At 59.8% G+C, this 17375-nt stretch carries 11 protein-coding genes; 7 read left to right on the top strand and 4 right to left on the bottom strand.

Annotation, left to right across the window (positions count from 1 at the left end; all coding sequences use genetic code 11):
- Positions 1-23 precede the first annotated feature (23 nt).
- Positions 24-5264: a hypothetical protein gene (locus tag AC07FD_RS27120; RefSeq protein WP_478352339.1), complete on the bottom strand. Its 5241-nt coding sequence runs from the start codon at positions 5262-5264 to the stop codon at positions 24-26.
- Between the two features lie 420 nt (positions 5265-5684).
- Between AC07FD_RS27120 and AC07FD_RS27115 the strand changes: the two genes are divergently transcribed.
- The 3 genes from AC07FD_RS27115 (at position 5685) to AC07FD_RS27105 (ending at position 8700) form a co-directional block, all read left to right on the top strand.
- Positions 5685-5969: a hypothetical protein gene (locus AC07FD_RS27115; protein WP_478352338.1), complete on the top strand. Its 285-nt coding sequence runs from the start codon at positions 5685-5687 to the stop codon at positions 5967-5969.
- Positions 5969-6868 (top strand): TIR domain-containing protein, encoded by a 900-nt coding sequence (locus AC07FD_RS27110; RefSeq protein ID WP_478352337.1) that lies wholly within the window; start codon positions 5969-5971, stop codon positions 6866-6868. Before AC07FD_RS27115 ends, AC07FD_RS27110 begins: the two co-directional genes overlap by 1 nt.
- A gap of 95 nt (positions 6869-6963) precedes the next feature.
- The gene (locus AC07FD_RS27105) at positions 6964-8700 is read left to right on the top strand and encodes a hypothetical protein (RefSeq protein ID WP_478352336.1); all 1737 of its coding nucleotides are present in this window, start codon (positions 6964-6966) and stop codon (positions 8698-8700) included.
- Between the two features lie 83 nt (positions 8701-8783).
- Here the strand turns inward: AC07FD_RS27105 and AC07FD_RS27100 are convergent, their stop codons facing one another.
- Positions 8784-9140, bottom strand: a complete 357-nt coding sequence (locus tag AC07FD_RS27100; RefSeq protein ID WP_478352335.1) for a DUF2958 domain-containing protein — start codon at positions 9138-9140, stop codon at positions 8784-8786.
- Positions 9141-9149: 9 nt separating this feature from the next.
- A complete protein-coding gene (locus tag AC07FD_RS27095) occupies positions 9150-9371 on the bottom strand; it encodes a hypothetical protein (protein WP_478352334.1) in 222 nt (73 codons plus the stop codon).
- A gap of 927 nt (positions 9372-10298) precedes the next feature.
- Between AC07FD_RS27095 and AC07FD_RS27090 the strand changes: the two genes are divergently transcribed.
- Both AC07FD_RS27090 and AC07FD_RS27085 read left to right on the top strand, forming a co-directional pair.
- Complete coding sequence (locus AC07FD_RS27090) at positions 10299-11171, top strand: phage integrase N-terminal domain-containing protein (RefSeq protein ID WP_478352333.1); 873 nt, start codon at positions 10299-10301, stop codon at positions 11169-11171.
- The gene (locus AC07FD_RS27085) at positions 11171-11473 is read left to right on the top strand and encodes a hypothetical protein (protein WP_478352332.1); all 303 of its coding nucleotides are present in this window, start codon (positions 11171-11173) and stop codon (positions 11471-11473) included. Before AC07FD_RS27090 ends, AC07FD_RS27085 begins: the two co-directional genes overlap by 1 nt.
- Before the next feature lie 495 nt (positions 11474-11968).
- Here AC07FD_RS27085 and AC07FD_RS27080 read toward each other — a convergent pair whose 3' ends face one another.
- Positions 11969-12229 carry a hypothetical protein gene (locus tag AC07FD_RS27080; RefSeq protein ID WP_478352331.1) on the bottom strand — a complete coding sequence of 87 codons (261 nt, stop codon included), beginning with the start codon at positions 12227-12229 and terminating at the stop codon, positions 11969-11971.
- Between the two features lie 817 nt (positions 12230-13046).
- Between AC07FD_RS27080 and AC07FD_RS27075 the strand changes: the two genes are divergently transcribed.
- Together AC07FD_RS27075 and AC07FD_RS27070 are read left to right on the top strand one after the other, a co-directional pair.
- Complete coding sequence (locus AC07FD_RS27075) at positions 13047-14765, top strand: type IV secretory system conjugative DNA transfer family protein (RefSeq protein WP_478352330.1); 1719 nt, start codon at positions 13047-13049, stop codon at positions 14763-14765.
- Positions 14762-17347: a M48 family metalloprotease gene (locus AC07FD_RS27070; protein WP_478352329.1), complete on the top strand. Its 2586-nt coding sequence runs from the start codon at positions 14762-14764 to the stop codon at positions 17345-17347. The genes AC07FD_RS27075 and AC07FD_RS27070 overlap by 4 nt, the downstream gene beginning before the upstream one ends.
- Positions 17348-17375: the final 28 nt, after the last annotated feature.

Below are 17375 nucleotides of genomic sequence, written 5' to 3'. Positions count from 1 at the left end.
GAACGAATATCGAAATATCAGGACTATGGCGCAGGGGTAAGTCCATTTGCGCGGCCTATCACCGCCGCTTGTCCGGCATACAGCGTGTTGCCCCCGGCCATCACTTCTTCGATCTCACGTGCCGAAGTTACCCCTGCCCGGACCAGCACATCGAGATGATCGAGCAAGGCTTTTGCTTGAGTAGGATCTAGCAATCCTTGTCCACCGTCCGTTAGAACATCCTTCAGCCAGCGGCATGCACGGCCTCCGATGTCGTGGCTGACCCAGAAGCTCGTATCCGGCCCATAGGCCGAGCACCACGCTCCCAGAGCCTCTACCAAATAGGGCAATAGAGCCTGACGCCGCGATGTCTCGATGAGGTCGAGAAACAATATGGCCAGGTAGCCTGAACTGGCAGCGCCTGTGACCAAGCCCGTCAGCGTCGGCATGACCGCTTCGAGACCATCCCAGTTATCTGGAACGCTGGGGCGACGAGACGGAAGAATGCCTGATCGCTGGAAGAACATGGCCGTCAGCGCATCGGCGGCATGGCTCTCGGTGGAAAATTCCTTCCTCCAGTTCAAACGCTGATAATTCCGCGTGTTCTTCAGCCGCTCGGCCAATGCAACACGCATGGCCGCCGGATCGGCTGGCTTTGTCGCATTGGAGGACAGCACGGCCCGATCGAAGCCCCTGAGAAGGCTGGCCATTCCATCATGAAATGCCTCATCGCCGAGTTCGGTGAGGGGCTGGACAAAGCTCTTGATAACCTTTTCGTGCGGCAGAGCCGCACACAGGATCCCAAGGTAATCATAGAACTGCGCGTTCCACGTAAATGGCCGGCCCTCCGGCTCTCGCTCTTCATCTTCGGACACGTTGGCCGCAAGGGTCCATGCCATGAAATGCTCCGTCAGCGGCACGAGCCAGCCGGGAAACGTGCCTACGGTCAATGGAACTAAGTGGGATACGATTTCGCCCAATCGCTGCTCGCTGGCGTAGGCGTCAGGCGCCTCTGCACGCCGTTTTCGGGGTCTCTCTGCTGCAAACCCGGGCAATTGGAGATAACGTTTGGGGCGAGTGAGCCACGGGGGAAGCGTCGGCCAACCTGGTTCCTCGCCTTGGCCGGAAAGCCAAGCGCGCTCGGCGGCAACAGCCTTTTCAATCCTTTGCGCATGCGCCTGCTCAACTGCCTGTTTGTCCGACTCCGTATCGCGGCGACGCGGGTAGCTCGAACTGGCCAGCATGATGCGGACGATTGCAGGCAGGACCTTGTCAGTCTTCCAATCCACAAATGCGTCGCCGAGAGCATTCGTAACCGGGAGGCTGGGATTGGCGGCCAAGGCCAGCAATTTATCCCGGACAGCGACGGTCGGATTCTCGCGATAAATGGAGATCAGCCCGAGAGCCGCGATTGCGACCTTGTCGTAAATGATCAGGTTGTTCCCATGGCTCCCGCGGGAAGGGCCCTTGACGGCTCGATCCAGAATACCCTCCGCCCATACAAGCACTTCGGCACGATCGCATTCTCGGTAATCGCGCGCGGCAAGCGCTGCGGCCATCACAATTGCGCGCCGGTCCAATTCTGCGTCAAACTCATCGCGGTCGGTATCTTCGGAAATCGAGGCGAGGTCGTCGGGCTGTTGCTTCGCCCACGTAATGCCATCCGCGACAATCTCCGGGGTGGAGCGTCCCGGATCGGTCAAGGCGAGCTCAATACCGGCACGGATGTTGAAATGCCGAGTGCTTGCCGCCACCTCTGCGTTCTTTTCGGCGATCAGCCGCTGTTCGTCCGGCTCCGGCACATATTGGAGAAACTCTGCCGTAGAACCATCTTCATTTTCATAGCTTCCGGATTGCCAGTTGTCCGGATCCATCATGCGCACGGCGCGATTTGCTAACGCATGCAACCCTTGGATCGGATCCTCGCCGTCCGGCGGACGCTGCCAGATTTCGTTCCTGGCCTGCTCCAGCAACTTGCGAAGCGCCTCGCCCAGTTCGGGTTTGGCGTCGAACACGTAATAGGGAAACCCCATCACTAGCCGAGTTCTGCGGGAGGGGCGTGCGTCAAGATCGGCACGTTTCACTTTCGCGGTCGCCGGCTCCCGCTCAGACGCGAGGAAGCGGTCGACGCCAGTGATATCCCGAACGTGGCGATGCTCATCGAGATTGAGAAGTTCGGGGGCTGATGCCAGTGGCCAGGCCACCTCGCGGAAAATCGGCCAGTGCGACAAAACGAGGTCGACGGCCACCGCCAGGAAGGCAAAGCTCGAACCATCCGGCCCCAAAACATCGTCGAGTACTTGGCTTGGAGCCCCTCCCGCCTCGATCCGGCTATGGCCCCACGCCTCCAGTGCCATCAAAGCCGACGTGATCATGCAGCTCGGAACAGGGACCCTTGGCCAACCATAAACGCTGGCATCGCCCTCGAATGATTTTGAGCCTTCCGGAAAGGCGATCATGATCCGGGGGAACGGCACGCGTTCCTTGGCATAATGCCTGCGAAGCCAGTCGGTCGCATGTTCGACGATGCGGCGAACCAGCCGCAAACCTTCATCGGGGGTCTGTTCGAGGATTTCGAGGAACGGACCTTGGCTTGGCGAGGCTGGCATAAACAAATGCTCATGAATGCCGAATGGCCTCAAATCCCGAGAACTGCTGTAAAAGTCCCGCCGTTTGGGCTTCTCAATCACGCCGCCAAGGAAGAAATCCACGAACTCGGCCGGCGCAGCCTTGGCAAGGGCGCCACGGCCCTTCAGCAGAGCCTCGAACTCTCGGTGAATTGTCTCGCCGGCATTCAGGGTCGCAAGGTATTTTCTTGCGGCCGCCGGATTGACCAGTGCAAAGGCACAAGCCGTCATTCGGACGAGCGCATGCGCATCGGTGATGTGCGGGATTGTGACGAGTGGCGGGATCTCCTCTCCTTCCCGAAACATGCGCGGTCGCACGGCCTCGTCGATCAGGGCGAGCCATTCGAACAGGATGGCAACAACCTCGGCATTTATGGGAAGCTGGAGCGTATGGGTCGCCATCAGCCAGGCTCTGAAGGCGGTGGCGACTTCCGGGATCGTAGGCTGCGGAAGCGATCGGGCATTGAGCGCAAGCCACGCAATCAGGGCTACCCATCCACGCCCCGTCGGATACACGAATTCTCTGGCTCCGGGCGGAACGGGCTGACCTGGTTGCGCCTTTGCAAACACTTCGGCGTAAGTCTCTGTCTCGGCAATGATGATCAGCCGGACCACATCACGCAGCACGCGGCCGTCATCCGAAAGCAGTACCCTAATCATTGACTGCAAATATTGCGCAAAACGCTCTGAGCGCGGCAGGGCGAGCAGGACTGGCCGCCGCCAACTGCCGTGCGCGGTGTCCCCCGACACCAATTGGAGAAGGTTCTGCCACCGAACCCCGGTTTCATCGCCCTCCAGAGCAACGCGGGCGGCCATTTCCAGGCCACGGGACAAGGCCGCTGGCAAAGGGGCATCCTTGGCCAACGCCTCAATCCGTTTTGAATCCTCGTCCAGCATGAAACCGAGTGTCCAATCCCGCAGGACATCGTGCCGGAACGCGACTTCCGCGCCGCGGATTTCTTCGCGGATGGCATCAAGGCGCAGCAGTTCCGCCACCACGGCGGAATCGAGGCTGTCAGCCTTCGAGGCGACAAGCGTCGGCTCCGCCAGAAGATCGGCTCCCATCCCGCGCAGCGCCCTCAAGCGCGCCCACCGGCCTGAATCTTCACCGCGACCGCCGCCGTAATTCCACCAGAGACGGGCCAGGTCAATTTCAGACGAAATCTCGGCCAGCTGTCCGGCGCTCAACGCAACCATGCGCGAGAGGTAGAACAGGTTTCTGGCAATGCTCTTGGCCGGATGGTCTTTCTCCAAGAGAACGGCGAATGCCGCGTTCTGCTCCGACAGTTGCTCGGCCTCGTCGTCTGAGATGTCCGGGACCTTTAGCACCGCCACATCCGGCAGCAGTGCCGGCGGAAGCACCGTCTTCCAATCCGAACTTACTTCATTGCTGGTTACGACCGCGTGCCAGCCTGGGTATTTCGCGACGACGGCCAACAGGTCGGTGACGGTCGCCCGCTCCTTCTCGTCGTCGACCTGGTCGATATTGTCGATGAACAGCGTGGTACCACCGCCCGCTCCAAGTTCATTGAAGAATTGATCCGAAGGAACGGTGCAGCCGATTTCATGGGCCATCCGCGGCCAACCACCCGGCACGATGCGCCCGTTCCGTAGGACGATGATGCGTCCCTCTGGTCGCAGAAGTTCGGCCAAGTGCTTCAAAACATACGACTTACCGGCGCCGGGAGCACCTACGATGTTAAGAACGCGCGTCCGTCCCAGCGCCTCACAGGCTTCTTCAATCAGCGCCGTCCGGGCGAGCCGCACACCGCCGACCTCGTTGCCGATCTCGCCGAGCGCCAACTGGGCGCTATCGGCCAGGAGGGCCATCATCCATTTTAAATCGGCGGCATCGCCAAACCGGAACCCCGCTTCGGCTGACAGTTTGCTGATGACGTCGGTGCGCGTGCGCGATCCGCTTCCCCTAGCCGACGATTCTGCGTCAACGATCAGCTGGGACCAAAGATCGACCGCGCGGCTGGCCTGATCAGATGCCAGCACAAACCGACACCGTTCCCGAGCCCGGTGCTCATAGTCAGACCCGACAGCTTCAAAATCGAAAGCGAGCACCTGAAACCGGCGCAGCAAACGCCACACCGTTTCATCGTCAGTTGGCGCCCCATGCCGTTGGAGATTATCGGTGAAGACTTTGACGAAGCTGCGCATCGGGTCGGAGGCGAAGCCTTTCCGCCTGATATTTCCCATAAAGGAGGCGGCGTCAGGTCGTTGCCGTGCCCAGTGCAGGACCTCCTGGACCGCTTGCTCAATTCGCGTGGTCGTGCGCGCGATAGCCACTGCCGTCTCATAGCGTTCGGCCTCGAACGCTGGCTTCAGCGATGCTTGCCAGACCTGTCCGACAACGTCGACGAACTCGTCGTCGCTTGCGGTGAACGCCAGTGTCCGCTTGGCCTGGATTTCGAGCGTCGCCTGCGAACCATCCGCATTCGTTGCATGTATGACGATGTCATCAAGCGGATGCCCGGCGAGCCTTTGCTGCAGAGCGACCGACTGCACCGTCGCGCCGACAAGACCACGCGGCTCACCGCCGGCCAGCATGCACAGGGTGTAAAACGCCCCTACCCGCACCTCAAACTGCCCGCCAGCGTTGGCGCTGGCGGCGGGAGCAGCGATCGGCGACTCTTTTTCGATATCAGACACAGGTCATTCTGTTCTTGATCTGTTCGAGACGCAAGGGATGGTGTAGCCTGCCCTGTGGAAACGTCCTCATCGCCATGGAATCTGCGTCGATAGTGGCGCGCCGTCGAACGACAGGTTCTATGGCAGGCTGATTTAGCGACCACGCTCACTTCAGGCGCCCAATCATCGAACAATAAAACCGTTAAAACGACCTCATTGCACTTGCCAAATCAGTCTTCCTACACGGATAATAAGTCATTTGTTCGCTGCCGAAAGCAGCGAAACACCAACGACTGAGCCAAATCATCGAACAATAAAACCGTTAAGACGACCTCATTGCACTTGCCAAATCAGTCTTCCTACACGGATAATAAGTCATTTGTTCGCTGCCGAAAGCAGCGAAACACCAACGACTGAGCCAAATCAAGAAAGGATATTACCTTGAAAATCCAAGGGCTCGATGCGCTAACTAAACAATTTGACGACGCCCAAAAAGCGATTGCAGAGCTAGATGGCGAGTTGGGGGTGGTCAACTTTAACCCGCAGGATCCCAGCAGTATTGAGGCTGCAATAAAGGAGATCGAGGCGATCATCGACGCCAAAGTTCAACCCTATGCATCCAATCCAATCGTAGCGACGATGGTTGAAGGTATGAAGGAACAATACCGACAGGGCATAATCGACCGTGCTGCAGCCGCACGACTGGGTGAAGGTTCAAACGACTGATGGCGACCGACCTTTTTGCGCAGATCAACAACGCAGTGCTGGACCTACAGGGTGCCGAATATCAGTCTTTCGAGCGGCCGCTGAAAGTGCTGGGACGTTTATTGAACCACGCCGATTTGGAGAGTGCCAACAAGAAGCTGACAAAGGGGCTGGATCTTGACGCATTTCTAGACAAACAAGAACGCAATGGCGGCATGGTCGGAAGCGATAAAATTTTGTGGCCCGACGATGTGGAGCAAGGCCTAGGTCTCACCTTCTTGCTCATTGGACGTTTTGCCGAGAAGCCCGATTTCCTTATGGATTTCGGGCATACATTCTATTACTCCGGTAATAACCTTAGCTCATCGATCCATGCAGTAACCCGTCAACTCATCATTCCCTTTGTAAGAGACTACAAGGCCTATATCCTGAACAATGAGAGCCTTAAAACAGAGCTTGTTGTTCCGGACTCCAACAAGGTGTTCATCGTTCACGGCCACGATGAGGCGGCCCTTCAGAGTTTGGCCCGGTTTCTGGAGAAGCTGGGACTTGAAGCCATCGTGCTCAAGGAGCAGCCCAACCAAGGCCGTACCATTGTGGAAAAGTTCGAAGCCTTTGCGACCGAGGTTGGCTTTGCCGTTGTGTTGCTCACACCAGACGATGTAGGCGCCGCCGTTTCCACCGCCGAGCAGGCATCAAGAGCACGTCAGAACGTCATATTCGAGCTTGGCTTCTTCGCCGGCAAATTGGGCCGCGGCCGTGTCTGCCTTCTCCAGAAAGGCCACATCGAAATTCCTTCAGACCTCTCGGGGGTCATTTATACCGAGCTCGACAGCGCGGAAGGATGGAAGGCGAAACTGGTGGCAGAAATGAAAGCGGCAAAGCTCGATTTCGAGGCAAACCGGCTTTGGCGGGATTAATCCATCGGTCCCAGCGGAATGAACGCTAGCTCGCAATCTGCCTTGGTCGACGGCGTCCGCGTCGCGGCCGACCAAGCACATCAAAAGGAATGCTGATGCTACAGATCGTCAGCGGTAAATTCTACACGGATGAGACGCGCCGGCGGAACATCATGCGCGGCACACTCTACAGCAATATGCGAGCACCATGGCGTTGCGAGCACATCGAAACGGCTGCGGGTTCCTTGCAACCTTCCACTGCTTTCCGTGGCCTGCGCACCCTCTCCTACGAAATCGTCGAAGAGTATGAAGGCGCCGAAGGCACTGGCGTTCTTGTCTCCATTGGGGTCGATCCATTCCTGAAGGATTTCGCCTCAATCGCGTCCTTCGCTCTCAACGTGATCTGCACGCCGGATCCCGACCTTTTGCGGCGCCTGGTCGGCGACCAGCCGTTGTCGCCAAGCACAATATCGCCGCCCCGGACGTATGTTGCCCGCGTCTTCGACAGCGAGGTCAATATCAGCGAAGCGGACCTCGATCAGCTCAAGGGTTTCATCCAGGAATTGATGGCGCTGAAGCGGAGCGACTACCTTGCAGCGGTAGGAGCGATCCGGACCTATGTGACCGGTCTCCATCGGATCGGCGATGACATTGACCTAGCCTACACGCTGCTGGTCGCGTCAATTGAGTCTCTGGCCCAGAATTTCAAAGGACCGGATGCACAATGGGACGACTATGATGAACGTAAACGTACGGCCGTGGACAAGGCCCTGAAGGGGGCAGTTGAAGAGACTGGGGACCGAGTTCGCAAGGCATTGCTCAAGGTCGAGCATATCGGCTTGGCTCGTCGGTTTCGGTCATTTGCCCTTGAGAACCTCTCTCCCTCGTACTTCAGACAGGAGGCGGAAGGCCAAGTGCGCCCGGTAGGTAAAGCAGATCTGGTCGAGGCAATCTCGCAAGCCTACACGATCCGGTCCAAATACATACACACCTTGGCTCCGCTTCCAAAACAGATCAGTAATGTCTGGGATTTAGGGGAAACAGCGAGCCACGACCGCCGACCTGTTTTGACCTTGAATGGATTGGCGCGCATGGCCCGCCACCTCATTTTTGCCTACGTGCGCAATGGCCCGAAGGTCGAAAAGGAAAGCTATCGCTACCAAAGCGATTTCCCAAACATCGTCGAACTCGAAATGGCCCCCCAATATTGGGTTTGGAAGCACGAAGGATTCCGGCCTGACATCGCACGTCAGAAGCTGGGCGGGTTCCTGAGCCTGATCGCCTCTGTCCAACAGAAGGTTCCCGACGCGACACTAGTGGATATTCGGGACCTGCTTCGCAAATACGAACTTCTGATCCCTCGGGCGAAGGTCGCCCACCGACTGCCCATGGTCGCACTTTATGGACTTTTCCATGTCCTCGTCAGGCAGGAAGACCGGCTTCCTGACAGCGCAAAACTAGTCGAACGCTATGACAAGCTCCTTGAGCCGCCATCCCTTGAAAGCCTTGCCGTGCGGTTCGCGCTGTCCCGAGACGTCGAATGGCCTGCTGATGAAATCGCGTCGCTATACGACGGATACTACAAACAAAAATATCAGAAGGGTGGCCTAAAACTGCCGGATCTTTATGAGACGGCATTCGCGCTGACGCTGGCCCAGGCGCACCGAGAGGACGGCAACATATCCGCTGCCACCAAAACTCTTCACGGTGCAATTGATAATCAGCCAAAAGCCAAAGCGCTCCAAGTCGCCCTCGAGGCTCTGGCATCCGAAGCGGACGCTCCGATATTGTGGCGGGCGTTGCTTCTACCGGATGCGGCAGCGCGCGACCCCGCCCCGCCCGCACCAGACTAGCAGAGGCTTCGGCAGTCGCCCTCAAGAGCCGACGGTAACCGACACAACGCCAACGCCACTCGAGGCGGCGTTGGCAATCGTTCTCAGCCTTGGATGCGGCCAAGTCGTCGAGCCTCCTCGGCATAGGTCGACAACTCTCTGTCCGGCTTAAAATGCCGGTCGAGTTCCACCGGCAGGCCAAGGCGGCCACGGACCGACGCGAGTTCCGCGAGGCTGACGCTGCCGAGTTCCGGACAGCCAAGCCCAAGGTCACATAGACCAAAGGCGATATCCGGGTCTTCCGGATCGATCTCAGTGAGGAGCCAGGTCGCGGCGGCATCCGGCGTGAACAGTTTAACAACGGGAACGAAATCGATTTCGCCGCCGGTGCCACGGAGAGGAAGCTGCTGGCGACCATTCGCCAGCAGCTTGTTCCGCAGGTCTTGGGTCAAGAGCTGCATGGCGGCCTCCTACTCGTCGTCTTCGACTTTGGGAGAGCGAAGGACAATCCGTCCGTCGAGCGGCAGCGCGTCGAGGAGAAGCGTGCCGCCTTCGCCGTCATCGTGGGCGAAGAAGGCGCCGATGCGGGTCCAGAAGCCCTTCTGGCCGTCCTTGCCGTCGCGCACGGTGTAGGCGTGGTAGATCGGTGACTTGGGCTCGGGCTTCGGCTGGGTGTTGCGTTTGAGGGTCATGGTCTTTTCCTTTGGTGGATGGTTTCTGTCCCGGAGGACGGTTCCAAAGGAGACGGCGTGCAGAGGCGGCTTGTCCCCAACACGGGAGCGTAGCGAAGGAGCGGGCAGGAACGGGACAAGGCGGCCGCGCCGGCTAAAAGAACAGGCATCACTCCGGACAGTCCATCAACGGAAGAGCCATGGCCAACGCGACACCGGACGTGGCGAGACGAACCCGGCAACCCGGCAACACGACGACGCTGCAACGGCTGGGGCATCCCGAGTGGATGCTTCCGGCCCCCGGCTGCCTGCCACAGGGCGGAGGCGGTCGAAAACAATCAAGCCTTCGGCCCTGACGCAGGGCCACCGCTTGCCGTGCCGACGCCAATCCGGGATCCGGGCCAACAGCGTTGGCCAGGAACGCGGAAAGGCGTGACGAGCATGGTCGGGCATGGAATGTCCGACGATGCGGGCGGCCGGCGGGCTGTCACTCGCCAATGTATTGGGGAGTGACAGACCGCCCCCAAACCCACGGTGGATGACGGGTTAGTGCAAACGCCGCCACATGACGCCCAAATGACGCTGCGCTTCGGCGATCATTTCTGATGCAACGCGCTGGCCATCAGCAGGCGACACCATCACTGTCTCGCCGGGCAACCAAAGCCTGATCCATCTCACCCGACCTTTTCCCCAACCAAAGGAGAGCAGAATGCCTGCTTATCTCATTCGTGCGCCGCCGCGGCGGCCACACCTCCGGTTTCGACCTCTCGGCAACCGGATGCCCAACAGGGCAAACCATATCGGCCAGCCACCCGGCTGGCTCGGGAGGCTCGTACCGTAAGGAAGACTACGCATTCCGGCCATACCGCGAATGACCTTCACGGGGTGCCACGATCTACGGACGTGCATCGGCCATCAACACTCAGCCAACAAAAAGAAGCGAGCAAGATGGACGATTTAACCATGGACCTGGTGCGGCTGTGCCACCGCAACCGGGATGGCTCTTACGGCACTCAAAACAACCGCCGGCGCGGCCTGTCCGCAATGGCAAATGACCTCGTGGACCTCGGCTACAAGCTGCCGTCCGCGACCTCCCTCAAACCCAAGCACGTCGAGGCCCTTGTCGAACGATGGCTCGATTCCGACACCTCGGACGCCAGTGTCCGCAACCGCCTCACCTGGCTGCGCTGGTGGGCGGAGAAGATCAACAAAGTTAATGTCGTCAACCGCGACAACGCCGCGTACGGCGTCGCCGAACGTGGCGAAGTCGCGCGCAACCGCGCCCAGACTCTCGACCATGCCAAGCATGGGGGGATCGAGTGCCCGCATATCAAGGCCTCGGTTCTCCTCCAGGTGGCGTTTGGACTGCGACGCGAAGAAGCCATGAAGTTCCAACCGCAGGCGGCCGTCAGGGCCGACCATATCGCCCTCCAGGCGAGCTGGACGAAAGGTGGCCGGGCCCGGACCGTCCCCGTTATCACGCTTGAACAGCGACAAGTGCTCGAGCACGTCATGCGCCTTGTTCCCGGCCGAGGGTCTCTGATCCCGGCGCATATGAGCTATGTCGAACAGCTCAAGCGGTTCGAGTACCAGACGCTCAAGGCGGGGCTCCGCAACACCCACGGATTTCGCCATGCGTATGCGCAGCAACGCTATGCGACGCTGACCGGCCAATCCTGCCCGCTGGCAGGCGGCAAGCGCTGGGCTGACATGAACGGGAATGAACGTGGTGCCGATCGGGCGGCGCGCCACAAAATCTCGGCCGAGCTGGGCCATGGCCGGCTAAAAATCACCGACACCTATCTCGGGAGTGCATTCTGATGAAACGCGCAGAAGGCAATGTGCTCATGGCCTCCACCATGAGGACGAAATACGCCGAGAGGCTGTACAAACCGGCGACGATCGCCGCCGCCATCGACGACGCGGCCATGCAGGGCCATCGCCGCTACCGTATTGTGCAGGAGTTCCCGTTCGATCTGTCCGACACGGAAGGCGCCAAGGCGCTTGAGAAATGGCTCGATTCCGAGCAGTTTGAATACGTCTGGCGTCCTACCCGTCTCGAACAGGATGCGTATAGGCCGTCGATCTTGGCGGAATACCCTGAACTGGAGATTTCGTGGTAATGCGCCGAAGGAGAAGGTAACCACAAGTACTTGAGAATCAAGGCGTCCGTCCGGACAAGTGATAGGGGATGTTCATCCCCTTTTTGCTTTTTTGCCTCCGCTTCCGGAGTACTTAAGGCCAGCAGTTCTGCTGTCCCGTTAAAAGGAATGTGTTCAACACCTGGCGCGATAGGAGGCAGTGTCTTTCGTTTCGAGCCATTATGGCTGCTCCCCAGTGCTCAACCTCCGGGAGGTCGAGCACGCGCGAAGGCAATGGGCAAATCTGGCGGCGCCCTTGCCGCTCAAGCGATACCGTCCTGAGAAACGCGAGCTTCTCGCCATCGCGACGCCCATCGAGCCGCTGGTCGAAATCGACTTCGTCCGCTATGCGAAGGCAACCGGTGACGTTCCGAGCCTGCTGACTGAATTCCCCGTGCAGGTGACCGCTCTGGTCATGATGATATCGCATGTTAGGAACGCGAACCGTTGGGATTGCCGGTGTTCCGAAGACGCGTCTCAGCTCGGCTTACGGCCGGGCATATTTTTGCTTTCACAAGGTTCCAGTTTTGCCCGGATCTTGCCGATCGCCTTCATGATGGTGTCGGCGGCTTGCCGGTCCAGCGCGATATCGAGGAGGCCTTCAGCTGTGTGGATCGACAGAATCCCAAAGGTGCCTTTCTCGTCCGTGACCGTGCCGACATGGATTTCGGTCGGCACGAAGGGCCGTAACTTTTCCACACGTTTCATGGGTTGCTCGCGTCGCTGGGCTTCCGACAATCGCGCACCAAAGCGCTGTGTTCAAGCTCAAGCTTATGTTTACACAAGCCCCGTTTCACGTCTAGGAACGTCACGTCCTTGCCGTAATTTGCCGAACCGTCTTCAATGACGTCTGGCGCAGCGTCCGCACTCGCCAAAAAAAGTCTCGACCGGCACTCATTGGTGCGCGTGCGAAAGCCCGCTGAGGTCAGGAAGGCATCAAAGCCGGCAAGGTGCCATCGATGATGGCTGCAACGGACCCCGCCAACACCCGCCGCGTATCAAATAGAGGCGGCCACCGCTTCCGTCGATACCAGCCACCGTAAGGCAACGGCAATAGCCGTTGCACATCGGCCGGCCAGAACTGTCGTGAGCCGCAAGATCTTGGGCCGCGCTGTCGATTTGATGGTCTATGTCATCGATCGATTGTTCCAGGGGCTGGGTGTGTTGCTGGAGACGTTCCAGATCGTCTTTCTTACCCAACGTGCTCTCCGAAAGAGTTAGTGCTCATCGTGGTAGGCGGGCAAGTGCTCCGGCTGGTCCTGCTGCTCAACCATCAGAAAAGCCCTGAGTTTCTCGCCAGAATTCACGAGCGCCTGGGTACAGGCATGAACGCACCCTGGCGCAGTTCTCTGGGGATACCAGGAATGGTTTCCGCTTGCGTCTTGCCCAGGGTCCAGTAGGCGAGGCGCTTACGGCGTCGGATGAGATCCTTTTTCTAGCCATTCCAGTTCCTTACGCGTTTTCTCGCGTTGTTCCTTCGTGACTGTCGGGCCTTGTCGACTATTGCATTCCTTGCCTTGCTTGTTACTGTCCCGGCAAGGGTTGGGGCTGAACTATGGGCGATTTTAAATTTGATCCCTTGGGCGATTTGTCCCGGGACATTTCCACCGGCGTGAAGTGGGGCCAGTACGGCCTGAAGATCGGCCGTCATTTGCGGGGGAAACGGGCGCGAAAGCAGTTCGATGACCTCTATGGACCTGAGGTGGGTGACGCCGTGGAAGCGGCGATCCGCTCCGGCCGGGACCCCGGGCCGATCATTGAGCGCGCCAAACGCGAGCTTGAGGCGCGCGAAGAACGCGAGCAGCAGTTGGCAAATCCGCCGCCGCTCTACGGCTCGGCACGCTGGGCCACATCCGCTGACCTGCGCGCCATCCCGAGTGGCAAAATGTTCCTGGCCGGACGGTCGGCGTTTGACAACCCGTCCTCGATACTGCTGGGCGCCTATTCCGACGACGACAGCGGCGGCGAGCCTCAGTTCGTGCATTGGGACGACGACGGTCACCTGTTGACCATTGCCCCGACGCGATCGGGCAAGGCGGTGACTTCGATTGTACCGAACCTGCTGCGGTATCGGGGCAGTTGCGTGGTGCTCGACCCCAAGGGCGAGCATTTCGAAAAAACGTCGCAATGGCGTAAATCCATCGGTCACGAAATCTATCGCATTGCCCCGTTCGACCACGGCTCGGGCTGGGTCCGGCATCGCTACAATCCCATGGCCCAGGTGCGCACCGAATCGGATGCGCGCTCCCTTGCGGAGCAGATGTTTCCCCGTGATCCCAAATCATCGGAATTCTTCACTGACGACGCGACCGGGTTTCTCACCGCAGCCATGATGTACGTTAAGTACAACGCGCCGTCCCATCGGCGTACCCTGGCAACCGTCTGCCAACTGGCCTCCCAGAAAGGCCGGGATCTCCTCAACGTTGCCCAGAAAATCGCCGAGTTCGCGCCGACTGCCGACGCCGGCAAGGCGGTGCTTGAAAAGACGCGCGATCGCGGCCTGAAGACGCTCGAAGCGACGCTGGAGAGTAAACTCGCCCTGTGGCGTGACCCAGATATCCAGACCAGCCTGAGCGGAACGGACTTCTCCTTTGAGGATCTGAAGGACCGGCCGATGACGGTCTACATTGATATCCCGTTCGGCAAAATGGAGCCGTATGCGCCTTGGTTGCGCGTCCTGCTCAAAGGCGCCCTTGATGCCATGGAGAGCAATCGCCGCAAACCGGATATCCCGGTGCTGTTCGTCCTCGATGAATTCTTGAACCTCGGACCTTTTCCGGAATTCCGCGCGGCCATCCGTACCCACGCCAGCGCGGGCGTTCGCCTGTGGTTCTTCCTTCAGGATGTCATGTCCCTCCAGGAGCATTATCCGGGCGACAGCTGGCAGCCGTTTCTCAACTGCTCCGTCAAACAGTTCTTCGGTATCGACGATCCCATCACCGGGGAGCTGATCGGCAAGTACCTGGGCCACGAAACGCTCGCTTATCTGAGCAGCTCCAGCGGCCACAGCGGGTCTTCCCAGTTGGAACGCTGGTACGGGGACGCCTCGGTGAACACCGGCACCTCCGGCAACGAAACCGTCCAGTTCCTAGGGCGGCCGCTGATGACGCCGGATGAAATCATGGAACTGCTCTCCGGCTGGCAGCGTAACGGCTGGCGCTGGAGTATCAACTACGCACGCGGCGCGCGCCCCTTCAAAACACGGCTGGTGTCCTACACCGAGAGCGAGACGTGCCGGAACCGGATCGGCACCATGGCGGAGCCTCAACCATGACGCTGGCAACTTCGATTTTTGGCATGGAAACAAGGTTGCGGCCGCTGCTCAAGGCGGTCCTTGTGGTCACGGTTTTGCGCGTCGCATGGATCGCGCTCAGCATCTACGAAATCAACATGGTGTCACTCGCGTGGGCTTTGGTGCCGTGGCCGCGGTGGACCTATTCATGGACCGCGTGGACCGCCGAGCTTGCGCTGATCTTCTACCAGCTCCGTGCCTATATCCGGCTGGGTCGCCTGCTCCTCCTGCGTTTCGCCCCGCACGTAGCCGCATTCCTTGGATTCTCGGACCGTTCCGCCGACCCGGGCGTGCACCTCAAACCCCGCAACCGCTCATGGTGGCCGACAGCATTGCTGCTATGCGGCATCCTGGTCCTGACTTGCCAGGTGATAACGTGGCTGGCCTTGATGCTGTGGTACAGGGGATGGGCGCCGTTCGACTGGTATCTGAGAACCGAGTACGCCCACTATCCGATGCTCGTTGGAATGGCCCTGTCCGTCCTGGGCCTGATGTTTGGCGGTCGCTACATCGCCCGCGCCTCCGGTGATGTCAGCACCAGCTTCGGGGTGGTTCCCGTGGCGGATGACCACTGGCTGGCCGTGCGGGTGCATGCCTTCTCGGACCGGCTCAACCTTCCGAGGCCTGCCGTCGGGATCACGAACGTCATGAACGCCTTTGCGATGGGTGCAAGACAGAAGTCGTCCATGGTGGTTATCGGCAAACCGCTGTTCGATTTTGACAAGGACGAGCTGGACGCGATTATCGGGCATGAACTGGGTCACATCCTGCACAAAGACATAGCGCGGATGCAGTTTGCCGAGGGCTTCCAGCGCATGCTGGTCGGCGTGGTGAACATCCTGACCGTGTTTGGGATGGTCATGGCCGCATCCGCCTCGAAGAAACGGGCCAACGCGCGACTGAACGCGCATCTCGCGTGGGGGACCGGCGTCGTTGTTCGCAAAACCGTGTTCGTCGCGTCAGAGCTTGTCGCCAAGGGGATTTCCCGCAACCGCGAGTTCCATGCCGATGCGGTCGGAGCACACGTGACATCGACCGAGGCTATGGCCGGCGCCCTCCGGCGCATCCATGGAATGACGGCCAAGCCGACGGCGCAGGAGCACCACTACGGCTACCTGATGTTCCGGGGCGCGGCGTTCGGCAACCTCTTTTCCACCCACCCCACGCTCCAGGCACGGCTCAAGGCCTTGGATGCGCGTGCATCCGAACCCGCAAAGCCGGCGCACCTGGAACCGGCCGGTGATGCCGAAGTCAGCGGCCCCGTTGCACGCTCCCGCAGCTTGGGGTTTTCAGACCCCTTAGCTGGAAATGCACCGCCATCACCGCTGTGGTTAAAACTGGGTGCCGTAACGTCACGCTCCCTTCGCGCAACACGGCGGGCGGGCGCGAAGCTCGGCGCGAAAGTGAACATGCGGCGCGTCGGAATGGCAGGCACCGCGTGCGTGGTCCTGCTGCTGGTGGCACCCGCGATTGTCAATTTTTACGCGCTCGATCGCCGGTTCAATGACGCCACGACGTCGGCAGGGCATGCGCTGTCATTGTCCTGGACCTGGGTGGCCGACACGACCGGGGCATTGATGGATCACGCTGAAGACAAGGCCCGTCTCACACAACTGGAGCAGCGCGAGCAGGCTCTCACAGTAGCCGAGGCGCGGCTGAGCGCGGACCGCCAAGCCCTCGTAACCGATCGCGAGGCCCTCGCAAATGAGGTGGCGCGCACGCAAACGGCCTCGCCGGTCGTCACCGACCCGTTCGCTGATTCGCTGCAGGCGCAGATTGGACCGTTGAACCGGAAGGTGGCGGCCCTCACGTCAGAGAGGGACGATCTGCGCAATACGATTCTTGACCTCAAGCGCCAGTTGGTCCAGCAGACCGGCCCCACCCCCGCCAACACCAACAATCTGCTGTTGCAGCTGGATGCGGCCAACGCCGACCGCGCAAGGCTAACAACGCTGCTTGCGCAGCAGCAAAACCCGGCCCCCCAGCCGGGCCAGGTCGCGTCGCTCACCAACCAATCGGCCGAAATGACGGCCGCTCGCGACGAGATGAAGCTCGAAAACGATAGCTTGGAGAGGGTGATCGACGACCTGAAGACGCAGATTGCCGTCCGGGATTCAGCCGAGGTAGGCCTCAACAAGCGCATCCAGGACTTTCAGAACCAGATCGCAGGCTTGGCTGCGAGCCAAACCACAAGTCAGGTGCAATCCAACCTGCTCGGCATTGCCGAGCCAACGCCGCAGGGTGCTTTCGGCGCCATCGCGGTGGCAAGGAACGGCGTCGTGATCCTGACCGAGGGCGGTTACGCGAGTTATGAGCTCGCGAGTGACGCTGCCATGGCGGAATGTCGCCGCTTCAGCAACGGAACCCGGTGCAACGTTGCGCAGGTCTTCCGCGATACTTGTGCCGCCGTGGCCCGTGTCAAACCGGTCAGCAAAGCGTCCCGCTATCAACTGGAATTCGGCGACACGCTGGAGGACGCGTCGCAGGCCGCACTTGATGCCTGCTCAGGAAGTTTCGGCGGGGCGTGCCAGACGACACGTCATACCAACGGTCTCGGGTGCTGACTCTTTTGTGATTTTGGAGCATCTCCGA

This window comes from Mesorhizobium waitakense, assembly GCF_056431085.1.
Note: the sequence above shows the minus strand (reverse complement) of the source record. Positions and strands in the feature narration are given on the sequence as shown.

Excerpts from the sequence above, each read along its gene's own strand:
- AC07FD_RS27090 (WP_478352333.1), top strand. The coding sequence starts at position 10,299 with ATGGACGATTTAACCATGGACCTGGTGCGGCTGTGCCACCGCAACCGG.
- AC07FD_RS27085 (WP_478352332.1), top strand. The coding sequence starts at position 11,171 with ATGAAACGCGCAGAAGGCAATGTGCTCATGGCCTCCACCATGAGGACG.
- AC07FD_RS27110 (WP_478352337.1), top strand. The coding sequence starts at position 5,969 with ATGGCGACCGACCTTTTTGCGCAGATCAACAACGCAGTGCTGGACCTA.
- AC07FD_RS27075 (WP_478352330.1), top strand. The coding sequence starts at position 13,047 with ATGGGCGATTTTAAATTTGATCCCTTGGGCGATTTGTCCCGGGACATT.
- AC07FD_RS27105 (WP_478352336.1), top strand. The coding sequence starts at position 6,964 with ATGCTACAGATCGTCAGCGGTAAATTCTACACGGATGAGACGCGCCGG.
- AC07FD_RS27095 (WP_478352334.1), bottom strand. The coding sequence starts at position 9,371 with ATGACCCTCAAACGCAACACCCAGCCGAAGCCCGAGCCCAAGTCACCG.
- AC07FD_RS27100 (WP_478352335.1), bottom strand. The coding sequence starts at position 9,140 with ATGCAGCTCTTGACCCAAGACCTGCGGAACAAGCTGCTGGCGAATGGT.
- AC07FD_RS27070 (WP_478352329.1), top strand. The coding sequence starts at position 14,762 with ATGACGCTGGCAACTTCGATTTTTGGCATGGAAACAAGGTTGCGGCCG.